Source organism: Nocardia sp. NPDC051750 (genome assembly GCF_044453135.1).
Lineage (GTDB): Bacteria > Actinomycetota > Actinomycetes > Mycobacteriales > Mycobacteriaceae > Nocardia.
In genome coordinates, this window is the sequence record NZ_JBITCK010000008.1 from 319,405 (window position 1) to 334,175 (window position 14,771).

12 protein-coding genes are annotated in these 14,771 nt (G+C 68.8%); 7 read left to right on the forward strand and 5 right to left on the reverse strand.

The window, feature by feature from the left end; translation table 11 throughout:
• Positions 1 to 59: 59 nt before the first annotated feature.
• Both ACIA75_RS32545 and ACIA75_RS32550 read left to right on the forward strand, forming a co-directional pair.
• Entirely contained in the window at positions 60 to 3,401 is a 3,342-nt protein-coding gene (locus ACIA75_RS32545; RefSeq protein ID WP_397110880.1) for a carboxyl transferase domain-containing protein, read from the forward strand.
• A gap of 13 nt (positions 3,402 to 3,414) precedes the next feature.
• Entirely contained in the window at positions 3,415 to 4,194 is a 780-nt protein-coding gene (locus tag ACIA75_RS32550; RefSeq protein ID WP_397110881.1) for a crotonase/enoyl-CoA hydratase family protein, read from the forward strand.
• A 26-nt stretch (positions 4,195 to 4,220) separates the two neighbouring features.
• Here the strand turns inward: ACIA75_RS32550 and ACIA75_RS32555 are convergent, their stop codons facing one another.
• A complete protein-coding gene (locus tag ACIA75_RS32555) occupies positions 4,221 to 4,817 on the reverse strand; it encodes a TetR/AcrR family transcriptional regulator (protein WP_397110882.1) in 597 nt (198 codons plus the stop codon).
• Positions 4,818 to 4,870: 53 nt separating this feature from the next.
• Here ACIA75_RS32555 and ACIA75_RS32560 point away from each other — a divergent pair, with 53 nt between their 5' ends.
• Positions 4,871 to 5,722, forward strand: coding sequence for an alpha/beta fold hydrolase (locus ACIA75_RS32560; protein ID WP_397110883.1), 852 nt, complete (start codon positions 4,871 to 4,873; stop codon positions 5,720 to 5,722).
• A gap of 66 nt (positions 5,723 to 5,788) precedes the next feature.
• Here ACIA75_RS32560 and ACIA75_RS32565 read toward each other — a convergent pair whose 3' ends face one another.
• Positions 5,789 to 6,904 (reverse strand): LLM class flavin-dependent oxidoreductase, encoded by a 1,116-nt coding sequence (locus ACIA75_RS32565; protein WP_397110884.1) that lies wholly within the window; start codon positions 6,902 to 6,904, stop codon positions 5,789 to 5,791.
• Here ACIA75_RS32565 and ACIA75_RS32570 point away from each other — a divergent pair.
• Complete coding sequence (locus ACIA75_RS32570; RefSeq protein WP_397110885.1) at positions 6,890 to 7,177, forward strand: hypothetical protein; 288 nt, start codon at positions 6,890 to 6,892, stop codon at positions 7,175 to 7,177. The two genes, ACIA75_RS32565 and ACIA75_RS32570, sit on opposite strands and share 15 nt — an antisense overlap.
• A 239-nt stretch (positions 7,178 to 7,416) precedes the next feature.
• Positions 7,417 to 8,385: an immunity 49 family protein gene (locus ACIA75_RS32575; protein WP_397110886.1), complete on the forward strand. Its 969-nt coding sequence runs from the start codon at positions 7,417 to 7,419 to the stop codon at positions 8,383 to 8,385.
• A 78-nt stretch (positions 8,386 to 8,463) separates the two neighbouring features.
• Here ACIA75_RS32575 and ACIA75_RS32580 read toward each other — a convergent pair whose 3' ends face one another.
• Both ACIA75_RS32580 and ACIA75_RS32585 read right to left on the reverse strand, forming a co-directional pair.
• On the reverse strand, positions 8,464 to 9,684 hold the full coding sequence (locus ACIA75_RS32580) for a cation:proton antiporter (protein ID WP_397110887.1): 1,221 nt from the start codon (positions 9,682 to 9,684) through the stop codon (positions 8,464 to 8,466).
• 103 nt (positions 9,685 to 9,787) lie between these two features.
• Positions 9,788 to 10,246 carry a hypothetical protein gene (locus ACIA75_RS32585; protein ID WP_397110888.1) on the reverse strand — a complete coding sequence of 153 codons (459 nt, stop codon included), beginning with the start codon at positions 10,244 to 10,246 and terminating at the stop codon, positions 9,788 to 9,790.
• A 266-nt stretch (positions 10,247 to 10,512) separates the two neighbouring features.
• Here ACIA75_RS32585 and ACIA75_RS32590 point away from each other — a divergent pair, with 266 nt between their 5' ends.
• Together ACIA75_RS32590 and ACIA75_RS32595 are read left to right on the forward strand one after the other, a co-directional pair.
• On the forward strand, positions 10,513 to 10,932 hold the full coding sequence (locus ACIA75_RS32590) for a YciI family protein (RefSeq protein WP_397110889.1): 420 nt from the start codon (positions 10,513 to 10,515) through the stop codon (positions 10,930 to 10,932).
• Positions 10,933 to 10,944: 12 nt separating this feature from the next.
• Positions 10,945 to 12,252 (forward strand): RNA polymerase sigma factor, encoded by a 1,308-nt coding sequence (locus tag ACIA75_RS32595; protein WP_397110890.1) that lies wholly within the window; start codon positions 10,945 to 10,947, stop codon positions 12,250 to 12,252.
• 280 nt (positions 12,253 to 12,532) lie between these two features.
• Here the strand turns inward: ACIA75_RS32595 and ACIA75_RS32600 are convergent, their stop codons facing one another.
• On the reverse strand, positions 12,533 to 14,701 hold the full coding sequence (locus ACIA75_RS32600) for an elongation factor G-like protein EF-G2 (protein WP_397110891.1): 2,169 nt from the start codon (positions 14,699 to 14,701) through the stop codon (positions 12,533 to 12,535).
• Positions 14,702 to 14,771: the final 70 nt, after the last annotated feature.

A 14,771-nucleotide genomic window follows, 5' to 3' on the forward strand; every position in this document is an offset into this window, starting at 1 on the left:
CATGTCCGGGTAGCGTCGGAGCGTGCCCGCGCCGGGCAGGAGTGGAGGCAGGAGGACCGATGAGCGCAGAACCGCGCAGGTTGCTGGTCGCCAACCGTGGCGAAATCGCCGTGCGGATCTTTCGCGCCGCACAGTCGATGGGAATCGCGACGGTGGGGGTACGGTCCCGCGATGACGAGGGTGCCCTGCACGCCGACCGGTGCGACGACCTGGTGGTGCTGCCCGGGACCGGCCCGGGCGCCTACTTGGATATCGATGCGATCCTCGCGGCGGCCCGCGAATCCGGCGCCACCGCAATCCATCCGGGCTACGGATTCCGTTCGGAAAGTGCAGATTTCGCCCGCGCCTGCCGGAAGACCGATATCACCTTCGTCGGACCGGCCGCGGAGACACTGGAATTGTTCGGCGACAAGGGCCGGGCGCGGCAGCTGGCCGTCGACAACGACGTCCCTGTCCTGCCCGGCACCACCGGCCCGACCTCCGCCGCGCAGATGCTCGAATTCCTGGCCGGGCAGGACGGGCCGGTGATGGTGAAAGCGCTGGCCGGGGGCGGTGGTCGCGGTACGCGGGCAGTGTATTCGGCCGATCGGCTGCCGGAGGCGTACGAACAGTGCACGGCCGAGGCCCGGAACGCATTCGGGGTGGGCGATCTGTATATCGAACGGCTGCTGACCGGCGCCCGGCACCTCGAGGTGCAGCTGGCCGGCGACGGGACCGGAGCGGTGGTCCACCTCTGGGACCGCGACTGCACGGTGCAGCGCCGGCATCAGAAACTCGTCGAGATCGCACCCGGCACCGTCCTCACCGGCGTGGCCCGCGCACGAATGCTCGACGCGGCGGTGCGGCTGGGCCTGGCCGCCGGGTTGCACGGTGTGGCGACGGTGGAATTCCTCGCTCTGCCGGACGGCACCTTCTACTTCCTGGAGGTGAACCCGCGCCTGCAAGTGGAGCACACCGTCACCGAGATGGTCACCGGTGTGGACCTCGTGCACACCCAGCTCCGGCTCGCCGCAGGCGCCACTCTCGCCGAACTCGGCCTGGTCCAGGACGCGATCGCTGAACCGTCGGGCTGCGCGATCCAGGTCCGGGTGAACGCCGAGACCGTGCGGCTGGACGGCACACTCGCGCCCGCGTCGGGCACCCTCACTGCTTTCGAGCTCCCCACCGGCGCGGGAGTCCGGGTCGATACCGCCGGCCGCGCCGGTGCACCGGTCAACCCGCGATTCGACACCCTGCTCGCCAAGATCGTGGTGCACGACCGTGACGGGTTCGCCGCCGCCCACCGGCTCGCCGTGCGCGCTCTCCGCGAAACCGCGGTGCGCGGAGTGCCGACGAACCTCGCCTTCCAGCAGGCAGTACTCGCCGACCCGGTATTCGCCGCCGGCGAGGTCGATACGACCTGGGTCGATCGCCACCTCGCCCACTTGGCAGCGCGCGCACGCGAATTCGACCAGAATGCAGCCACCGCACCGGTCCGGCGCGGGCCGGGGGCGAACACACCCGACGGGTACGGCAAAGGATCACCTGCCGCACGGACGGCGCCGCTTCCTCCGGGCAGCGGGGACGGCCGGGTCGTGTGTACCGGTACCGCCGGTGTCGTGGTGGCGATCGAGGTCGAACCGGGCAGCGCGGTCTCCGCCGGGACAACGGTCGCCGTGGTCGAAGCGATGAAAATGCACCACCCGGTGTGCGCCGGTCGTGCCGGGACCATCGAGAACGTTCTGGTCGATATCGGCGATTTCCTGGCCGAAGGGGAGGCGCTCGCGCTGCTGGACCCGGTGGCGGGCGCCGACGCGGCGGATGAGGCAGTCGAATCGGCCGTCTCCCTGGACGATATCCGGCCCGACCTCGCCGCCCTGCGGCAACGCCGCAGCCTGCTCGACGACGAATCGCGCGCCGAGGCAGTCGCCAAACGTCACCGGCTCGGTATGCGGACCGCCCGGGAGAACATCGCCGCGCTCACCGACGACGGCCTGCTGGTCGAATACGGCGGTTTCGCCGTCGCCGCCCAGCGCGGCCGCCGCGATCTCGCCGACCTCGAGGCCCGCACCCCGGCCGACGGTATCGTCACCGGCCTGGGACGTATCAACGGCGACCATTTCGCTGACGACCGCAGCACCTGCGCAGTCCTCGCCTACGACTACACGGTCCTGGCCGGCACCCAGGGGTATTTCAGCCACCAGAAAACCGACCGGCTGCTGCAACTCGCCCGCACCAGCCGCTATCCGGTCGTTCTCTTCGCCGAAGGCGGCGGCGGGCGCCCCGGGGACAGCGATCCGCCCATGGTGGCGGGCCTGCACTATCCGACCTTCGCCGCCATGGGCGCACTGAGCGGCATCGTGCCGACCATCGGGATCGCCGCCGGCCGCTGTTTCGCCGGTAACGCGGCGCTGCTGGGCACGTGCGATGTGGTCATCGCCACCGAGAACTCCACGATCGGTATGGCCGGTCCGGCGATGATCGAGGGCGGTGGGCTCGGCGTTTTCGCGCCGGAAGAGGTCGGGCCGATCGAGATGCAGCGCTCCAACGGCGTGGTGGATATCGTCGTCGCGGACGAGGCCGAGGCCACCGCGGTCGCGCGCCGATACCTCGCGTACTTCCAAGGCCGGATGCCCGGCGGTGAAGTCGCCGACCAGCGCGCGTTGCGGCACCTGATCCCGCAGGACCGCAAACGCGTCTACGACATCCGTGCGGTACTCGACACGCTGTTCGATAGCGGCTCTGTCCTCGAACTCCGCCGCGATTTCGCCCCCACGGCACTCACCGCCCTCGCCCGGATCGACGGTGCACCGGTCGGCGTCATCGCGAACAACCCCGCCCTGCTCGGCGGCGCGATCGACGCGCCCGGCGCCGATAAGCTCGCCCGCTTTCTGCAACTCTGCGATACCTACGGCCTACCCGTCGTATCACTCTGCGATACACCGGGTTTCATGGTCGGCCCCGACTCCGAACAGCAGGCCGCGGTCCGCCATTTCCCGCGCCTGTTCGTGCTGGGCGGTCACCTCACCGTGCCCCTGGTAACGGTCGTCCTGCGCAAGGGTTACGGACTGGGTGCCCTGGCGATGGCCGGGGGCGGCTTCCACAACACGAATATGATCGTCGCCTGGCCCACCGGCGAATTCGGCGGGATGGGCGTGGAGGGCGCGGTGCACCTGGCCTCGCGCGATATGCTGGCCGCCATTCCCGACCCGGAGGAACGAGCCCGCCGATTCGACGAACTGGTGACGCTGGCCTACCGGCAGGGCAGCGCGATCAACACCGCTTCCCATCTGGAGATCGACGATGTGATCGACCCGGCCGATACCCGCGATGTACTCGCCGCGGTACTGCTCGCACGGTCGAGTCCGCCGCGCGACGGCTGGCGCAACAGTGCCCGCAGCACCGGGATCGATACCTGGTAGACGAGGAGCCTTCATGACCACTCCAGCGGTACGGATCGAACGCGACGGCCCGGTGTTCACCGTGATCCTCTCGCGCCCGCACGCCCGCAACGCCGTGGACGGCCCCACCGGCACGGCCTTGTTCGACGCGTTCACCGCCTTCGACAACGACGACTCGGCGGCTGTCGCCGTGCTTTGGGGCGAGGGCGGAACCTTCTGCGCCGGAGCGGATCTCAAAGCCATCGGCACCGAGCGATCGAATCCGCTGACCGCCGGCGGCCGCGGTCCGATGGGACCGACCCGGATGCAGTTGAGCAAACCGGTGGTCGCCGCGGTTGCCGGGCACGCCGTCGCCGGCGGCCTGGAACTGGCGATCTGGTGCGATCTCCGCGTCGCGGCCGAGGACGCGGTATTCGGCGTGTTCTGCCGTCGCTGGGGTGTCCCGCTCATCGATGGCGGAACGGTCCGCCTGCCCCGCCTCATCGGCACCGGCCGGGCCATGGACATGGTGCTCACCGGCCGGCCCGTCGCCGCACCGGAAGCTCTGACCATGGGATTGGCCGACCGTGTCGTTCCGGTCGGCACGGAACGCGCGGCCGCCGAACAACTCGCCGCCGAGATAGCCGGTTTCCCGCAAACCTGCTCCCGCCAGGACAGATTGTCCCTCCTGCAGCAGGAGGGCATGACCGAACAAGAGGCCCTGGCCAACGAGTGGGAACATGGAATGATCTCGCTCACCGCCGACGCGGCGGCGGGTGCCCGGCGCTTCGCCGACGGTGCCGGGCGGGGCGGCTCGTTCGCCGACCCGGGCTGATCAGCGGTCCGATCGCCCAGTTCGTGCTACGCGCTGCCCGGGTCGAGCTCCGCCAAGCGGGCGCGCATCGCGCGGCCGGCGGCGTGCAGCGGGGCCGTGGAGCGCAGGGTGCGGCTGAGTACGAAGGCGCCTTCGAGTGCGGTGAGGACGCCGAGGATCAGCTCCCGCGCGGTGTCGGCGGAGAGGCCGCGACCGGCGAAATACGCGGTCCCGTCCTCGATCCAGGCCGTGATGATCTCCGCGGCCACCGCGCGTAATTCCGGTTCGGCGTCGGCGATTTCACCCGCCACCGTGCCGACCGGGCACATATTGATCCACCCCGTCTGCTCGATCTGTTCGGCGGCCGTGGTGAAGGCGGCGGGGATCGCCTCGTGCAAGTCCGCGTACGGATCGAGGAGGAGTGGGATCAGCCGGCCGTAGGCAATGCCGGCGTCGCGTAGGGCGGCCGCCGCGAGCTCGGGTTTCCCGCCGGGGAAGTGGTGGTAGAGCGACCCCATCGGTGCGTTGGCGGCCGTGCTGATCTGTTTGACGCTCGTTCCGCTGTAGCCGCGGGTGCGCAGGAGTTCGATCGTCGCGGTCACCAGCCGGGCCCGGGTGCCGGTGGTTGACAGGTTCTCGGTCACTGTTCCAGACTAGAGCAATCACTCTAGAGCGATCGCTCGAAAGGGGTCCGGATATGCCGACGGTCGAACTGCCCGCAGGTCGGATGCACTATGCGGAACACGGTGAGGGCCCGCCCGTGGTGCTGCTGCACGGCCTGCTGATGAATCACACGGTGTGGGACCGGGTCATCCCGCTGCTGCCGCCGGGGTTCCGCTATATCCGGCCCGACCTGCCGCTGGGAGCCCATCCGATCCCGCTCGAACCGGGTACCGATCTGAGCATGAAGGGGCTCAACCACCTGATCGCGGACTTTCTCACCGCGCTCGACCTCCGCGATATCGTCCTGGTACACAGCGATTGGGGCGGTGCGCTGTTCCTGACCGCCTACGGCCTGGACGATCGGGTGGGCCGGCTGGTCGTCCTCCCGTGCGAAGCGTTCGACAACTTCCCGCCCGGACTTCCCGGGAAAATGGCGACCGTCGCCTCCTGGATACCGGGCGGGGTCTCGCTGGCGCTGCGGCAACTGCGTATCCGATGGTTGCGCCGCTCGCCACTGCTCTTCGGCTGGATGGCGCGCTATCCGCTGCCCGACGATCTGGTGCGCGGTTGGACCGAACCGGGTCTGCGCGACGAACGAATCCGCCGCGACCTGCTCGCCTACGCCCGATCCGGTTTCCCGGCCGGTGAATTGATCGCGCATACCGAGGCGCTCCGCGACTTTTCGGGCGACGCGCTGATCCTCTGGTCCGCGGCCGGCAAGGTGATGCCCCGCGACCACGGTCGCCGCCTCGCCGAGCTGATCCCCGCAGCCCGGCTGGTCGAAATCCCCGATGCCTATGTTCTGTCCATGCTGGACCAGCCGGAAGCGGTCGCGGCGGCCATGGCGGAATTCCTGCTCACCGCCCGCGCCGGCCGAGCCGAGTGAACCGCGCCGGCCGAGCCGAGCCGGCCGCGTGGCACCGCGGTCCCGGTGAACTCGGCGCGCGCCGGCTCAGCCGGGGATATGCGGCATGACCTCCGCCGCGAACAACTCCATGGTCGCGGCCGCCTGTTTCGCGCCGACCATGAAGATCACCGAGTCGATGCCCTGCTCGGCCCGTTCGGCCAGCCGGTCCACCAGCATGGCCGGGGTCCCGACGTAACCCTCGTCGAGCGCGAACGCTTCGGCGCCGTAATGGCGCCGCGCCCGGGCCTGCACCTCGGGGAGGTCCCGTTCGTTCTCGGCGATGGCGAGGATGGCCTGATGTGACCGGCGGATCGACGCGGGGTCGCGGTCGACCCGGAGGCATTCGGCTTCCAGTAACTCGGTCGACCGCTGGTAGTCCGGCAGGCCGTAGGTCGGGATATTCCAGACATCGGCATAGCGCGCGACCAGCGGAAGCGTGTACTTCGGGCCGACCCCACCGAGATGGATCGGCGGCCGGGGAGATTGAACCGGCCGGGGAACACTGGCGACATCGCTGACCTGATAGTGCTTCCCGTCGAATGATGTCCGTTCCCGGGCGAACATCGAGGTGATGATCTCCAGCGCTTCACCCAGCCGCTCGGAGCGCTCGCCGGCCGGCCCCCAGGGCAAACCCGCCTGTAGATGTTCGTCCCGGATCGACCCGCTACCGAGCCCGAATTCCAGCCGGCCACCGGAAATCACGTCAAGTGTCGTGGCCATGCGGCCCAGCACCACGGGGTGCCGGAAGTTGTTGCACAACACCAGCGCCCCGACCCGCAATGTCGTGGTCCCAGCGAGCAGCGCGGTCGCCGTGGTCCAGGCTTCGAGGGACGGATGTTCCGGGAGTCCGGGTGACCACAGATGGTCGAAGAGCCAGAAGTTCGTGAAACCGGTGCGTTCGGCCGTGTGCGCGAGGTCGAGCAGCGGCGTGTACTCCGAAACGATCTGCGGTACATAAATCCCGAACTCCACCGCATCGAAGCTAGCAGCATCCGCTACCGCCGAGAGCGGTTTCCGGCTACCGAGGGGACCGGATTCGCCGGTGGTGCGGGCACGGGCATCGATCAGGAGCTGCTCGCTGCGTACACCGGTGCGTACACCGAGCAGCCGGCACCCGAGCCGCAGTCGTGGCGGCGGACCTTCGAAATGGTCAACTGGCACGGCTTGCGCCCGGACGGCAGCCTCGCGGACGGTAGTGACGATTCGGATCACTGGATCTGGTCGGAGGGCTGTCCTGTCGATATATCGGCTTTGGACGGCGGCCGGCGCATCATTCTGCTCGATGACGCCCCGTATCCGATGCAGCACACTGCCGCTCGGAGGTATCCGGGTATGCGAGCGGAGTTGGGGGCGTTCGAGACGCTGTCGGTGGCCGAGGTCCGGGCGTGGCTGACCCGGATAGCCGACGCGCTGCCGGGGCGGGTACCGAATTGACGATGGGTGCCGTAAAAGCCGGCGGGCGCCACCGCATGGGGCGCACGACCCTATGAGACAGGTCGTAGCCACGATGATTGTTTCCGCATCCGTGCATGATCGCCTGCACGGCAAGCACTTCGACGCGGGTGGTGGTTTACTGGCCGTACTGCGGGGGCGCGGCAGAGCGACCCCGGCGAGAGCCTGGGCCGGGTACAAGCTCGGTCTCGCGGAGTTCGGGTTCGGGGAAGGGAAGATACGTGCGGGAAGTGGCGTGCCACAGTGTCGGTAACCGGATCGAGCACACGCGGGACCTGCCCGCGCGGGTACTCCAGCTCTGGGGCCGCTTGCGCTGGGACGGCTTGTCCCTCGACGTGTTACAGCAGATTCGCGACGAAATCCTGGACGATGTGGCCCTCCGGGCGCTCGAAGATCCTTCGCCCGGCGATGACCGCACGCGAGCTGCCGTGTCCACGGCCGCTGAATGTGCCTGGGCTGCCCTGGATTTCACCACCTTCCCCAGTGGTGACTTCGAGCTGTGCTTTCCGCTCATCGGCGAGCGGCTCAGCAATTTCCCGGAGCCCGACGGATCGGTCAGTGCGTCGCTGATCCACAGCGGGGAACACGGTCCGGCCTGGGTGAAGGACCTCGCACCTGCTTCCACCCGGACCTGGTTGGATGCTTTCGCGATGTGCCTGGTCGGCGATCTGCTGTGGGAACGGATGCGGGCGATGGGTCCGATGCTGAGGGATGAGTACGCAACGACCGTCCATGAAGGAGCGCCGTATTCGCCGCTGGAATGCACGTCCGACCCGGCCGAACTCACCGAGATGGATGCACTCTGCCTTTACCTGGCCGAAGCGACCGGGCCGACACCGAACCACTTTCCCGACGTGCCCCTGCGGAAACCCACCGTCGAGGAGCGACTCGAAGCCGCGCGGCGGTTGGACACCCTCGACGCCCTGACTTCGGAGCAGCGGTTGTTGCGGGTGCTGCTCGACGACAACCGGGCATCCTTCGAAGACACCCTGGTCGATCAGCTCGTGCGGTACCGCGAGAGCGCGGTACCGGATGCCCCGCCACGAAGTCTGCTGCCGATCGGCATCATTGCTGTGGCTGCCCTTGCTGTTCAGGTGCACGGCTGGACCCTGGGAATCACGTCCGGCTATCTACCGGAAGTCCTGCTGGCGGCGCCGCACGACGCGCCGCCGGTCGCTGCGGGGAACTGATAGCGGCCGCGACCTGATCGAAGCGGTAGCGAAGACCGGCCGGGCCGAATTGCTCGCGTTCTCCGATATGGGTGCTGATCAACCGGGAATCTCGGTGTCCGGGGCCCGGCCGCGTACCCATTTGGCAGCGAGTGGGAAGAGCAGCACCGTTGTCGCCCCGGCGGCGACCAGCGTCGACGCCATATCCTCGGTGATCAGCTCGCCGCGTACCGCGACCTGGGTGACGGCGACGATGATCGGCAGCCCGGTGGCGGCGTACAAGGCCAGCTGAACCCGTTCGTGTGGGTATTCGAGGTTGGCTCCGTGCGGAACGAACCGTTCGCTGAACCATACGGTCGAGCCCCGGGCGAACCCGATCGCCAGCACGAACAGCGCCCACATGACGGGCTCGGCGGCGACCGTCGCGGGATCGATACCCATCCCCGAGGTGACGAAGAAGATCGGGATGAGCACGCCGTAGCCGATGGTTTCCAGCGAGTCCTGGATGCCCGGATGCGTTTCGGCGACCAGCCGGCGCAGGATGAGGCCCGCCGCGAACGCACCCAGCACCACATCGAGTTCGAATACCTCCGCCACGGTCATCAGGATCAGCAGCAGCAGGAACACCAGCCGCACCGGAAGCTGCACGGTGCCCGTGGCCAGGGCCGCGATCAGTCGTTCGGCGCCGGGACGGCGGGTCAGGATCCGCTGCGGCACCCAGGCGAGTACCGCGGCGGCGGTCGCGAACAGGAGCAGGACCACCAGTGAGGCCCCCAGGTTGTGCCCGGTAAGCAGTATCGAGATCGCGAGAACCGGGCCCAGCTCGCCCACCGCCCCGTGTGCCAGCACCGCGCGACCCAGCGGTTGGTCGAGCACACCGTCTTCTTTCACGATCGGCAGCAGGGTGCCGAGCGCGGTGGAACTGAGGGCGATGGCGACGGCGATGAGGGCGGTGAATCCCGCGTCCGGCGCGGCCAGCCAGACCAGCAACAGCGCCAGCACCAGCCCGGCGAGCCAGGTCAGCCAGGCGGTGCGGCCGGGTTTGCCGCCGAGCAGTTTCGGGTCGAGTTCGTAACCGGCGAGCAGGAACAGCATGCCGAGCCCGAGCTCGCTGAGCAGGTCGACGCCGCCGTCGGTGCCCGCCAAGGCCGCGGCATGAGGCCCCAGGACGACCCCGAGCACCAGGAGTAGCACGACATCGGGGATCAGCCCGCGCAGCAGCCGGGACAGCAGCGGCGCCGCCACCGCGGCGGCCGCGATCCAGAACAGCGAGACGATGGCCGACGGTCCCGGGTCCACCGCCGCGGCCGCCATCGTCATTCGATCATGGTCCCACCACGGACCGCGGACCCCGGCCGCCGACACGACGGAGATGTCGTTCGTGTTCTCGTGCCGGTGCGCCGGGGCCGGCGGTGCCCGATGGTCAGATCCGCGCGGTATCCCAGGTGGCGATGGCCCAGATGATCACGATATCCAGTGCGATGATCAGGATCGACCACAGCGGGTAGTACGGCAGCCACAGGAAATTCACCACGATCGACAGTGCGGCCAGGCCGATGGCGGTGATCCGTGCCCACGTCGCGCCGGTCATCAGCGCCAGCGAGGTCAGGATCAGCAGGATGCCGAAAACGATATGGACCCAGCCCCAACTGGAGAGGTCCAGTTCGTACACGTATTGCGGCCCGGAGACGAAGACCTCGTCTTCGGCGACCGCGGAGATGCCCTGGAACAGCGTGATGAATCCGGCGACCATGAGTAGAGCAGCCGCCGCGATGGAGGTACCACCGGCGACGGACTGTTTCACCGAGTGTTCGTCGGATGCCGCGTGGGCTCCGGCTCTACCGGTTGCGGGGGTCGGTGCTGCGGGTTGCTGGGTGGTCATGTGAACTCCCTTCGGGGTGGGAGCGCCACACCGGACCCTGCGAACTGATCGTCGATGACGCCCACATACGCCACACTTCGATTCCCTTGTTCTGATCGAGGATTATGCCACTGGCCAGGTGTGTTTCCCGGAAACGAGCGAAATCGGAGCCGAGTCGCGATACTTCGGGAGAATTTTTCGGCGGTTCTGTCGATCCGCCGGGTGTCTCGTTCGACCTACGGGTGAAGGGTCCGAGAGGGACTCGACGACACAAGGGAGATCACACCATGAAGTACATGCTGATCATGCGCGCCACCGACGAAGCCTTCGCCCAGATGGGTGAGATCGATTTCGGCGAGATGCTGGAGACCGTCGGCCGGTTCAACGACGAACTCATCCGCGCCGGTGTGCTGCTCGCCGCCGAGGGTCTCGACGATGCCGCCGAGGGGGTGGTCGTCGACTATTCCTCCGCGGATCCGGTGATCACCGACGGGCCCTACGGTGAGACCAAAGAGCTCTTCAACGGCTACTACATTCTCAATGTCGCGTCGAAAGAGGAAGCCGTGGAATGGGCCAAGCGGATGCCGATGTCCGGTCCGGGCTTCAAAACCGAGATCCGGCGGGTCAGCACCATCGACGAGTTTCCGCAGGACAATATCTGGATCCAGAAAGAGCGGGCCTGGCGCGAAGCCACCGGTCAGCTCTGATCGGAGAGTGCTGTGTCCGACCGTGCCGGGTCCGATCACGAGGGTCGCGAGGCAGTGGCCGCGGTGTGGCGGATCGAATCCGCGCGGATCGTCGGCGCGCTCGCCCGCTACACCGGCGACTTCCCGCTGGCCGAGGACCTCGCCCAGGAAGCGCTGGCCGAAGCCCTGGTGACCTGGCCGCGTGAGGGCGTACCCCGCAACCCGGCCGGCTGGTTGCTGACCGTCGGCCGGCGCCGGGCCATCGACGGGTTCCGCCGACGGGCGGCTCTCGACGACCGATATACCGCCCTCGCCCACAACCTGGGCGAGGGCGGTATCGCCGCGGGAAGTGATCCGGCCGGTCCGGCGGGGGAGGAACTATGGGATCCGGACCGGATCGACGACGATGTGCTCGCGTTGATGTTCATCTCCTGCCATCCGGTGTTGCCGCCGGAAGCGCGAGTGGCGCTCACCCTGCGTGTGGTCGGCGGCTTGACCAGTGACGAGATCGGGCGGGCGTTCCTGGTCCCGACGGCGACCGTGCAGGCACGGATCACCCGCGCGAAGAAAACCCTGGCCGCCACCCGGACACCGTTCGAGGTACCGCCCGCAGCGGACCGGCCGGCCAGGCTGGTCTCGGTGCTGCGGGCGGTGTACGTGATCTTCACCGAGGGGTCGTCGGCGAGTTCCGGCGCCGACCTCATCCGCGTCGATCTGGCTGCCGAAGCGCAGCGGCTGGCTCGCGTGCTGACCAGACTGGTCCCGGACGAACCGGAGGCACAGAGCCTGCTCGCGCTCCTGGAACTGACCGCCGCGCGTTTTCCCGCCCGTACGGGCCCGGACGGTGCGCCGGTGCTGCTCGAGCAGCAGGACCGCCGGCGCTGGGATCGCAGCGCAATCGGCCGCGGCCGCGCCGCCCTGGCCCGCGCCGGGAAAGCCGGCCGCGGGCTGGGCATCTACGGACTCCAGGCCGCCATCGCGGAATGCCACGCCGTGGCGGCCTCGGTGGCGGAAACCGATTGGGAGCGCATCGTGCTCCTCTACGAGGCACTGGGCCGGCTGGCTCCCTCCCCGGTTGTCGAGGTGAACCGTGCAGTCGCGGTTTCCATGGCCCAGGGTCCGGCCGCCGCCCTGCGCATCGTCGACGAACTGGCGGCCGCGGACGCCCTGGCGAATTCCCATCTGCTGCCGAGCGTCCGGGGCGAACTGCTCATCCGCCTCGGCCGCCCGGCGGAAGCGCGCGCGGAACTGGAACAAGCCGTGGCCCGCTGCGGCAACGAGCGGGAACGTGCGGTCCTGGAGGGCAAGATCCGCCGCCTCGACACCGCCGCTGCGCCGTAGTACCGCAAGTCCCGGGCTCAGTCCTGCCGCCCCGAAGCGGCGCCCGCTGGTGCGGGCGGGCTGGGTGTCCAATGGCCGCGCCGGCGCCTCCCGGCGTGAACCGGGCCACCACGGTCGAGCGCCTATCCGGTCGCTCGGCACCGGGCTCGATGCCCGAGTGAACTTGCCGCGGATCCGGATGGGGAGGGTGACGGTTCGACATGCTTCGGCCCCGGACGGCTGGGAACCGGAGGGTGTGCGAAGTTGCCGCGGTGTTCGATCCGGTGACCGCGTGTCCGACTCAGCCGGGCGTCCGGGCGGACCCGTTGCGGGCCCTGTCCGCCAGCTGGGCGGGCAGGCGATCGTGGCGCAGGTAGTCGCGGGTGAAATGCGCGATCCCGTGGGTGAGCGACCGGAGGTCGACCGCGTAGTGCGCGAGTTCCGCCTCCGGGACTTCCGCGCGGATCACGGTGCGCCCGGCCTCGGCCGGTTCGGTGCCGAGGATGCGGGCGCGCCGGACGGACAGATCGCTCAGCGCCGCCCCGAGGTGCTCATCGGGAACGCGGACCGCTACCTGCGCGATCGGTTCGAGCAGATCGATCCGGCCCTGGGCCGCCGCGTCGCGCAGCGCGAGCGCCCCGGCGGTCTGGAACGCGGCATCGGAGGAATCGACCGAATGCGCCTTCCCCTCGACCAGCGTGACCCGCACGTCGACCAGCGGGTACCTGGTTGTCACGCCGCGCGCGGCTTGGGCCCGCACACCTTTCTCCACCGAACCGATGAACTGCCGGGGCACCGTGCCGCCGACAACCTTGTCCACGAACTCGATACCCGACCCTTCCGGCGCCGGTTCCACCTCGATATCGCAGACCGCGTACTGGCCGTGCCCGCCGGATTGTTTGACGTGCCGCCCGCGTCCCGCGGACTTGGCCGCGAACGTCTCCCGCAGCGCGACCCGGTAGTCCTCGATATCCACCGAGACGCCGTACCGGCTGCGCAACCGTTCCAGTGCGACATCCCGCTGCGCTTCGCCGAGTGCCCACAGCACCAGCTGACCGGTGCGATCGTTGTTCTCCACGCGCAGCGCCGGATCCTCGGCGACCAGCCGGCCCAGGCTGTGCGAGAGCTTGTCCTCATCGGCCTTGCTGTGTGCGCGGACCGCCGTGGGAAGCAACGGGTCCGGCATCCGCCACGGTTCGATCAGCAGCGGGGAGGCTGTGCCGGAGAGGGTATCGCCGGTTTCTGCGTGACCGAGTTTGGTCACATAGGCGATATCCCCGGCTACCGCTTCGTCGAGTGGTCGCTGCTCTTTCCCGAACGGCGCGGTGACGCCGCCGATACGGTCGTCGGCGTCGTGGCCGGCGCCGAGCCCGTGTCCGCAGATATGGACCGTATCGTCGGCGTGCAGCGTTCCGGAGAACACCCGGACCAGCGATATCCGGCCGACATACGGGTCCGCGGACGTGCGGATCACTTCGGCGGCGAGCTCGCCGTCCGGATCGCAGCGCAGCGCGACGGGTTCGGAGCCGTCGGCCGGACGGACGGCCGACACCTGGTGCTCGCTCGGTGTCGGGAATCCCGCGGTGACCAGGTCCAATAATTCGACGGTGCCCAAACCCTGCCGGCCCTCACCCGCGGCCGGGGCCGCGAACAGCACCGGATGGAAACTGCCGCGCACCACTGCCCGCTCGAGATCGGTCACCAGGGTGCTGAGATCGATCTTCTCGCCGGACAGATAGCGATCCATGAGGGTTTCGTCCTCGCTCTCGGCGATGATCCCTTCGATCAAGCGGTCCCGGGCCTGCTCGATCAGCGCCTCGTCGCCCGGCGACCCGGGAACCCAGCTCCGCTCACCGGTCGAATAATCGGCCACCCGCTGTTCCAGCAGCTCGGCCAGCCCGGTGGCCGGCCGGTGCCCGTCGGCGCTCGCGGGACCGTACACCGGCAGATGCAGCGGCAGCACATTCTCCGCCGAGCCGCCGCCGAGCAGCGCCTGACAGGTCTGCGTCATCTCCTCGAAATCGGCCTTGGCCGTATCCAGATGCGTCAGCACGATCGCGCGCGGCATGCCGACGCTCGCGCATTCCTCCCACAGCGCCCGCGAAGCCCCGCCGACCCCCTCCACACCGTCGGCCGCCGACACCACGAACAGTGCCGCATCCGCCGCCCGCAGCCCGGCCCGCAACTCACCCACGAAATCCGCGTACCCGGGCGTATCGATCAGGTTGACCTTCACCCCGCCCCACCACACGGGCACCACCGACAGCTGAACGGACCGGTGCCGGCGTTGCTCGATCTCGTCGTAGTCCGACAGCGAGGTGCCGTCCTCGACCCGCCCCACCCGGTTCACCGCGCCGGCAGCCAGCGCCAGTGCGTCGACCAAGGTCGTCTTTCCGGATCCGCTACCTCCGACGAGCACCACATTCCGGATATCTGCCGGCCGTGGTGCCCCGTTCGCTCTGTCCACCATGACTCACCGTCCTAGGGAATCGGCACGCGGTTACCTACGAGCTTCCCACCTGGACGCCCGCGGGTCCACG

Bases quoted from the DNA above. Each gene is read 5' to 3' on its own strand.
- ACIA75_RS32570 (WP_397110885.1), top strand. From the start codon at position 6,890: ATGGTCAACTGGCACGGCTTGCGCCCGGACGGCAGCCTCGCGGACGGT.
- ACIA75_RS32590 (WP_397110889.1), top strand. From the start codon at position 10,513: ATGAAGTACATGCTGATCATGCGCGCCACCGACGAAGCCTTCGCCCAG.
- ACIA75_RS32600 (WP_397110891.1), bottom strand. From the start codon at position 14,701: ATGGTGGACAGAGCGAACGGGGCACCACGGCCGGCAGATATCCGGAAT.
- ACIA75_RS32545 (WP_397110880.1), top strand. From the start codon at position 60: ATGAGCGCAGAACCGCGCAGGTTGCTGGTCGCCAACCGTGGCGAAATC.
- ACIA75_RS32550 (WP_397110881.1), top strand. From the start codon at position 3,415: ATGACCACTCCAGCGGTACGGATCGAACGCGACGGCCCGGTGTTCACC.
- ACIA75_RS32560 (WP_397110883.1), top strand. From the start codon at position 4,871: ATGCCGACGGTCGAACTGCCCGCAGGTCGGATGCACTATGCGGAACAC.
- ACIA75_RS32585 (WP_397110888.1), bottom strand. From the start codon at position 10,246: ATGACCACCCAGCAACCCGCAGCACCGACCCCCGCAACCGGTAGAGCC.
- ACIA75_RS32580 (WP_397110887.1), bottom strand. From the start codon at position 9,684: ATGACGATGGCGGCCGCGGCGGTGGACCCGGGACCGTCGGCCATCGTC.